This is a genomic window from Chromobacterium vaccinii (genome assembly GCF_000971335.1).
Taxonomy (GTDB): domain Bacteria; phylum Pseudomonadota; class Gammaproteobacteria; order Burkholderiales; family Chromobacteriaceae; genus Chromobacterium; species Chromobacterium vaccinii.
This window is the reverse complement of the sequence record NZ_JZJL01000097.1, coordinates 1-6,052: the sequence shown is the minus strand read 5'-3', so window position 1 is coordinate 6,052 and position 6,052 is coordinate 1. Positions and strand designations below refer to the sequence as shown.

Genomic DNA, 6,052 nt, shown 5'->3' with positions numbered 1-6,052 from the left:
CCGCCGTACGTTGTGCGGGTCGTTAGCTCAGCTGGTAGAGCAGCGGACTTTTAATCCGTTGGTCGCAGGTTCGAATCCCGCACGACCCACCAATCAAGTTCATTTCTGTCTTTTGTGCAGACCGGATGGGTCGTTAGCTCAGTTGGTAGAGCAGCGGACTCTTAATCCGTAGGTCGAGTGTTCGAGCCACTCACGACCCACCACCATCCCTGCACCCTCCCCGACACGAATACCCCCCATGGGTCGTTAGCTCAGCTGGTAGAGCAGCGGACTTTTAATCCGTTGGTCGCAGGTTCGAATCCCGCACGACCCACCAAGCATTCCCGCAAGGGCCCGGCCATTGTCCGGGCCCTTCGCATTTTCATCCCTGATATTGCTGATAACGATAATTGTTATCATTTGTTTCTTGCGCTATGCTGCGCCCTTTTTGTCACGGGCGACGCTGGTGTTGGACGGCTATTATCGCGAACTGCTCAATTTCCTCACCCGGGCCACCGGTTCGCGCCAGCGCGCCGAGGATGTGGCGCAGGACGCTTATCTGAAAGTGCTGAATCTGCAGGCGCCGGGAGGCGAAGCCGGCGGCGCGGCGGTGCGTTCTCCCCGCGCGCTGTTGTACGCCGCCGCGCGCAATCTGCTGATAGACCGCCACCGCCGCGAGCAGGCGAGGCCGCAGCAGGACATCGCCGATATTGAGCTGGCCGCGCCCGCGCATTTCGAGCCGGAGCGGAGGCTGGCCGCGCGGCAGCAATTGGCTTTGCTGGAAAGGACGATAGCGGGCTTGCCGCCGCGTTGCCGCCGGGCTTTCGTGCTGTTCAAGCTGGAAGGCTTGAGTCAGGCCGAGATCGCGCGGGAAATGGGCATTTCCCGAAACATGGTGGAGAAACACATCATCAACGGCATGCTGGCGTGCAAGCGGGCGCTGGAACAGGAGGAGGGCCGATGAGGCGGGAGCGTGAAGCGGCGAACGAAGAGCTGGCCGACGCGGAAGCGGCGCGCTGGCGCTTGCGGCAGCGGGAGGGGCTGGACGAGACGGGGCGGGCGGAGCTGGCCGCCTGGCTGGACGCGTCCGGCGAGCGCCGCAGAGCTTACGCCGCGCACGCCCGAGTCGACGCCTTGCTGTCGGAGATGGGAGGCGAACAGAGGCGAAGATTGGCGGTTCCTCCGTCGTCGCGCTTGCGGCGCCATGGCCTTGCCGTCTGCGCGGCGTTGCTACTCGCCTGTACGCTGGGCTGGCATTGGCGGGCCGGCCAGCCGCAGTGGACGCAGACGCTGGCCAGCGCGCGCGGCCAGCAGCTGGAACGGGTGATGGCCGACGGCAGCCGCTTGAGCCTGGATGCCGATACCGTGGTGGAGGTCGCGTATTTTTCCGATCGCCGGGAGGCGAAGCTGCTGCGCGGACAGGCGATGTTCTCGGTGGCGCGGGACGCCGGGCGGCCGTTCCGCGTGGCGGCTGGCCCGGTGCGGGTGACGGTGCTGGGCACGCGTTTCGCGGCGCGCAATCTGTACGGCGCGGTCGAGGTGGCGGTGGAGCATGGCCGGGTGGCGGTGGCCGACCACGGCGACGCCGAGGCCGCCGCGGGCGCGAGCGGCGACGCGCGGAGCAAGCTGCTGCTGAGCGATGGCCAGCGCGCGTTCTGGCGCGATGGCTCGCTCCGCCGGGAAGCGGCGGTGTCGCCGGAATTCGTGGCCGCCTGGCGCGCGGGGCGGCTGGAGTTTTCCGATCGGCCGCTGGCCGAGGTGCTGGCCGAGTTCGAGCGCTACGGCCCGACCGGCCTCAGGCTGGCGCGGCCCGATCTGGGCGCGCTGCGTCTGAGCGGCAGCTTCGCCAGCAATGACGCGGCCGCGTTCGCCCGGATTCTGCCCCAGGTTCTGCCGGTGGCGTTGCGCCGGAGCGGCGGCGAGACGCTGATCGACGCCCGAAAATAGTCAGAACAAAAAATATTTGCCGATCGACGTCAGGATGGCGCGGGCGGCTGCGTCTTCATGGATGAGAACAATTATTAATTTCATCCGTAAGGTGGTCGCCATGTCGATTTCCCGTCCGGAGGCCGTCGCCCTGTTGCTGGGCCTGGCCTGCGTTCAGCCCGCGCAGGCCCAGTCCCGCGCCGTCGCTTTCCAGATCGCGCCGCAGCCGCTGGCCGGCGCCTTGCAGCAGCTGGTCAGCCAGGCCGGCATGAATCTGCTGTTCGATCCGGCTCTGGCCGGTAGTCGTGCCGCGCCGGGCCTGCAGGGCAGCTATACGGTGCGCGACGGGCTGCGCCGCTTGTTGGCCGGCAGCGGCCTGGCCGCCAGCCTGCGGGCGGAGGGCATCGTGGTGCGGGCGGCGCCGTCGGCCGGAGGCGGCGCGGTGAATATCGGCGCCTTGCGGGTGCGTGGCGCCAGCAGCGCGCCGGGCGCCCTGTCCGACGACGAGATGTCGCTGTTCGACCGGCCGTATCTGAAGCCGGGCTCGTCGGCGGCGGTGACGCGCGAGCAGATCGAGCGCTTCCGCGGCACCTCGCCGGCCGACATGTTCAAGGGCGTGGCCGGGGTGCAGGTGGGCGAGAGCCGCAACAGCGGCTCGGTGGACGTCAATGTGCGCGGCCTGCAGGGGCAGGGGCGGGTGCCGGTGGTGATAGACGGCAGCGTGCAGTCGGTGACCGCCTACCGCGGTTACGGCGGCGTCGCCGACCGCAACTATCTGGACCCGGACCTGATCGGCGGCGTCACCGTCGACAAGGGGCCGGGACTGTCTGCGCAAGGCGCCGGGGCGATAGGCGGCCTGGTGAAAATGGACACGCTGAAGGCGGAGGATATCCTGCTGCCCGGCGAGCGCCGCGGCGCGCGCCTGCGCGGCGGACTGCAGAGCAATAGCGCCGCGCCGCCGGCCGAGCTGAGCGCGACGCCGCGCCGGCACAGCCCGGGGCTGGACGGCCGCGCCGGCCACGGCAGCGTCGCCGCCGCCTTGCGCGAAGACCGCTACGAGCTGGTGGGCGCCTTCGCCTACCGCGACATCGGCAACTATTTCTCCGGCAAGCACGGCCATGAGCGCTATGTGGTGAAGAACGACTGGATGTCGTCCGGCACCCAGGAGGACGTTGGCGTCACCCGTATTTTCAAGCCCGGCGAGGAGGTGCTCAACACCGCCAACCGCAGCCGCTCGCTGCTGCTGAAGGGCACGCTGAAGCCCGACGCCGAGCGCTCGCTGGAACTGGGCTTCCGCCGCTACGACAGCGACTACGGCGAGATCATGACCTCGCAGATCGTTCGCAACGACGGCGATTCGATCCCGCAATGGCCGCGCAGCCAGGTGCGGGTGGACGCCTACACTGCCCGCTTCAAGTGGCAGCCGGACGACAATCTGCTGCTCAAGCTGCAGGCCAATCTGTGGCATACCGACATGGACAGCCGCGCCTACAACGGCGACGTGTTCCGCAATCCCGCCCAGGGCAAGCCGCGGCCGGGCTGGGGCGACTGCGACGCCTGCATAGACTTTTCCTATCTGGCGCCGGCGCAGGCGCAGCGCACCGGGGCGGATCTGAGCAACAGCTCGCTGCTGCGCACCCGTCTGGGCGCGCTGAAATTCGATTACGGGGTGTCGCTGCAGCATGAGCGGCTGGCGCCGGGCAAGGGCTTCATCCGCGACGAGGACGACATCCTCAACAACCGCAACCTGCGCGACGGCAGCCGCGACGAGCAGAGCGCCTTCATCGGCGTCAACTGGGCGCCGGCGGACTGGCTGAGCTTCGACCTGGGCGGCCGTTATCTCCGCTTCTCCACCCGCGACAACAACGTCGAGATCAAGAAGCTGGATACCTACCGCACGGTGTCCAAGACCGCCCAGCTCTACAGCGACGACACTTTCGAGTATCTGGGAGAAGTGGAATGGAAGCCGGACGCCGCCGGCAACTTCACCGACGCCACCAATCCGTTCAAGCAGCCGGGCGCCACCTATGTCGACGGCAGCGGCCAGGCGCAGCCGCTGGCCAGCGCCAAGTCCAGCGAGGCGGAGGCGAGCTGGCGCGACAATCAGGAACTGGCGTCGCGCCAGTACCGCCGCAGTCAGCCCTACCGCCGCCGCGACAGCGGCTTCGCGCCATCCTTCGGCGTGAATCTGAAACTGGGCGACGCGGTCACCGGCTATTTGCGCTACGTCGAGGGCCTGCGCATGCCCAGCCTGATGGAGTCGACGCTGGGCTCGTCCACGCCCTTCCTCGGCGAGTTGAAGCCGGAGCGCAGCCAGAACTGGGAAATCGGCGTCAGCGTGCTGAAGGACGGCCTGCTGCGCGGCGACGACCGCTTCCGCTTCAAGCTCGCCTACTTCGACAACACCACCCGCGACTACATCTCCCGGCGGCCGATTCCCGGCAAGGAGGCGTGGGAGCAGAACTTCAGCATGGTGAACATGGATCGCTACCAGCTGTCCGGCGTCGAACTGCAATCGTCGTACGACGGCGGCGCGCTGTTCGGCGAGCTGTCCGCCACCTACAACCGCAAGACGCGGATCTGCGACCGCGCGTCGGCCGAATACTTCCGCGGCATCACCTGGTTCGGCGGCGAGCACCCGATGGCGAACACGCCGGAATGCACGCCCAGCGGCTTTTCCAGCAGCTATGTCCGCAACCACATTCCGCCGCGCCTCAACCTGAACCTGACGCTGGGCGGCCGCGCCTTCGACCGCAAGCTCAGCTTCGGCAGCCGCGTCACCTACAACAGCGAGCCGGTGGCCAAGCAAGGCGCCAGCGTGGACGACAGTCGCTGGGAGAGCTGGAACGGCACCGCAAACCAGGTGCTGACCCGCGGCTACACGCTGGTGGACGTGTTCGCCAGCTACAAGGTTTCCAAAGGCGTCAGCATCGATTTCGCCGTCGACAACCTGACAGACCGCTATTACCTGGACCCGCTGGCGCTGAGCCTGATGCCGGGTCCGGGGCGCACCGCGCGGCTGAATGCGACCTGGCAATTCTGAGCGACGCGTTTCCCCAAACAAACAAAAATAGTTATCATTAACATTTAATGGGTTTTGTCCGCAAAACCCAGCTCAGTAGAAGAAAGCATCGGCATGACCACCATCGAACGCACCCGCACCCAGGACCTGAAGGCCCGCACCCACGACACCCACGACCAGTTGGACCAGCGCATCATGGCCAACCAGCCCTTCGCCAGCCGCGACAACTACGCCCGCTTCCTCGACGCGCAATACCGTTTCCTGCGCGACGCCGATGCGTTGTACGACAACCCGGAGCTGGCCAAGCTGTTCCCGGACCTGGCCGAGCGCCGCCGCTACCACAGCATCGCCGCCGACATGGGCGATCTGGGCCGCGCGCTGCCGCAACTGGCCGAGGCGCCGATCAGCGGCGCGCTGGACGTGGCCAGCGCGATGGGCTGGCTGTACGTGGTGGAAGGCTCCAAGCTGGGCGCGGCCATCCTGTACAAACTGGCCGGCAAGCTGGGCCTGGACGAGGCGTTCGGCGCCCGCCACCTGGCCGGCCACCCGGACGGCCGCGCCCGCCACTGGCGCGCGTTCACTTCGGCGCTGGACGGCCTGGAGCTGGACGGCGACGCCGAGGCCCGCGTCACCGCCGGCGCGGTGGCCGCCTTCGCCTGCATGAACGGCCATCTGGACCGGGTGTACGCTTGAACGCGGCGCGGCACCCGGCGGTGCGCTGGCTTTACCTGCTGGGCGGCTGCCTGATGGTGGCGCTGGCGGTGATAGGCGCGCTGCTGCCGGTGATGCCCACCACCATCTTTCTGATCCTGGCGCTGGCCTGTTTCAGCAAGTCCTCGCCGCGGCTGGAGCAGCGGCTGCTGGACCATCCGCGCTATGGCCCGGGCCTGCGGCGCTGGCGCGAGCAGCGCATCGTGCCGCGCAAGGCCAAGTGCTTCGCCGCGCTGGGCATGGGCGCGGGCTTCGTCGCGCTGCTGCTGGCGCGGCCGCCGCACTGGGTGCCCTGGCTGGTGGCGGCGATCGAGCTTTCGGTATTGCTCTACCTGCTGAGCCGGCCGTCCCATCCCGGCGAGCCGTCGGGCTGGCGCAGGCTGTCGGCCCGGCACTGGAAGGGCCTGGCGCTGC

General features: G+C 67.9%; 5 protein-coding genes and 3 tRNA genes. All 8 read left to right on the top strand.

Features of this window, described 5'->3' with window-relative positions; translation table 11 throughout:
• Positions 1–16 precede the first annotated feature (16 nt).
• Positions 17–92, top strand: a tRNA-Lys gene (locus VL52_RS22565).
• A 35-nt stretch (positions 93–127) separates the two neighbouring features.
• Positions 128–203, top strand: a tRNA-Lys gene (locus tag VL52_RS22560).
• Between the two features lie 37 nt (positions 204–240).
• Positions 241–316: transfer RNA gene (locus VL52_RS22555), tRNA-Lys, on the top strand.
• A 129-nt stretch (positions 317–445) separates the two neighbouring features.
• Positions 446–943, top strand: a complete 498-nt coding sequence (locus VL52_RS22550) for a sigma-70 family RNA polymerase sigma factor (RefSeq protein ID WP_052729482.1) — start codon at positions 446–448, stop codon at positions 941–943.
• The gene (locus VL52_RS22545) at positions 940–1,926 is read left to right on the top strand and encodes a FecR family protein (RefSeq protein WP_046159144.1); all 987 of its coding nucleotides are present in this window, start codon (positions 940–942) and stop codon (positions 1,924–1,926) included. The genes VL52_RS22550 and VL52_RS22545 overlap by 4 nt, the downstream gene beginning before the upstream one ends.
• 100 nt (positions 1,927–2,026) lie before the next feature.
• Positions 2,027–4,948, top strand: a complete 2,922-nt coding sequence (locus VL52_RS22540) for a TonB-dependent receptor (RefSeq protein ID WP_052729481.1) — start codon at positions 2,027–2,029, stop codon at positions 4,946–4,948.
• A gap of 93 nt (positions 4,949–5,041) precedes the next feature.
• Positions 5,042–5,620 (top strand): biliverdin-producing heme oxygenase, encoded by a 579-nt coding sequence (locus VL52_RS22535; protein ID WP_046159143.1) that lies wholly within the window; start codon positions 5,042–5,044, stop codon positions 5,618–5,620.
• The coding region (locus VL52_RS22530) for a YbaN family protein (RefSeq protein ID WP_200896088.1) at positions 5,617–6,052 on the top strand (436 nt) is incomplete at its 3' end. The genes VL52_RS22535 and VL52_RS22530, both read left to right, overlap by 4 nt.

Excerpts from the sequence above, each read along its gene's own strand:
- VL52_RS22545 (WP_046159144.1), top strand. The coding sequence starts at position 940 with ATGAGGCGGGAGCGTGAAGCGGCGAACGAAGAGCTGGCCGACGCGGAA.
- VL52_RS22540 (WP_052729481.1), top strand. The coding sequence starts at position 2,027 with ATGTCGATTTCCCGTCCGGAGGCCGTCGCCCTGTTGCTGGGCCTGGCC.
- VL52_RS22535 (WP_046159143.1), top strand. The coding sequence starts at position 5,042 with ATGACCACCATCGAACGCACCCGCACCCAGGACCTGAAGGCCCGCACC.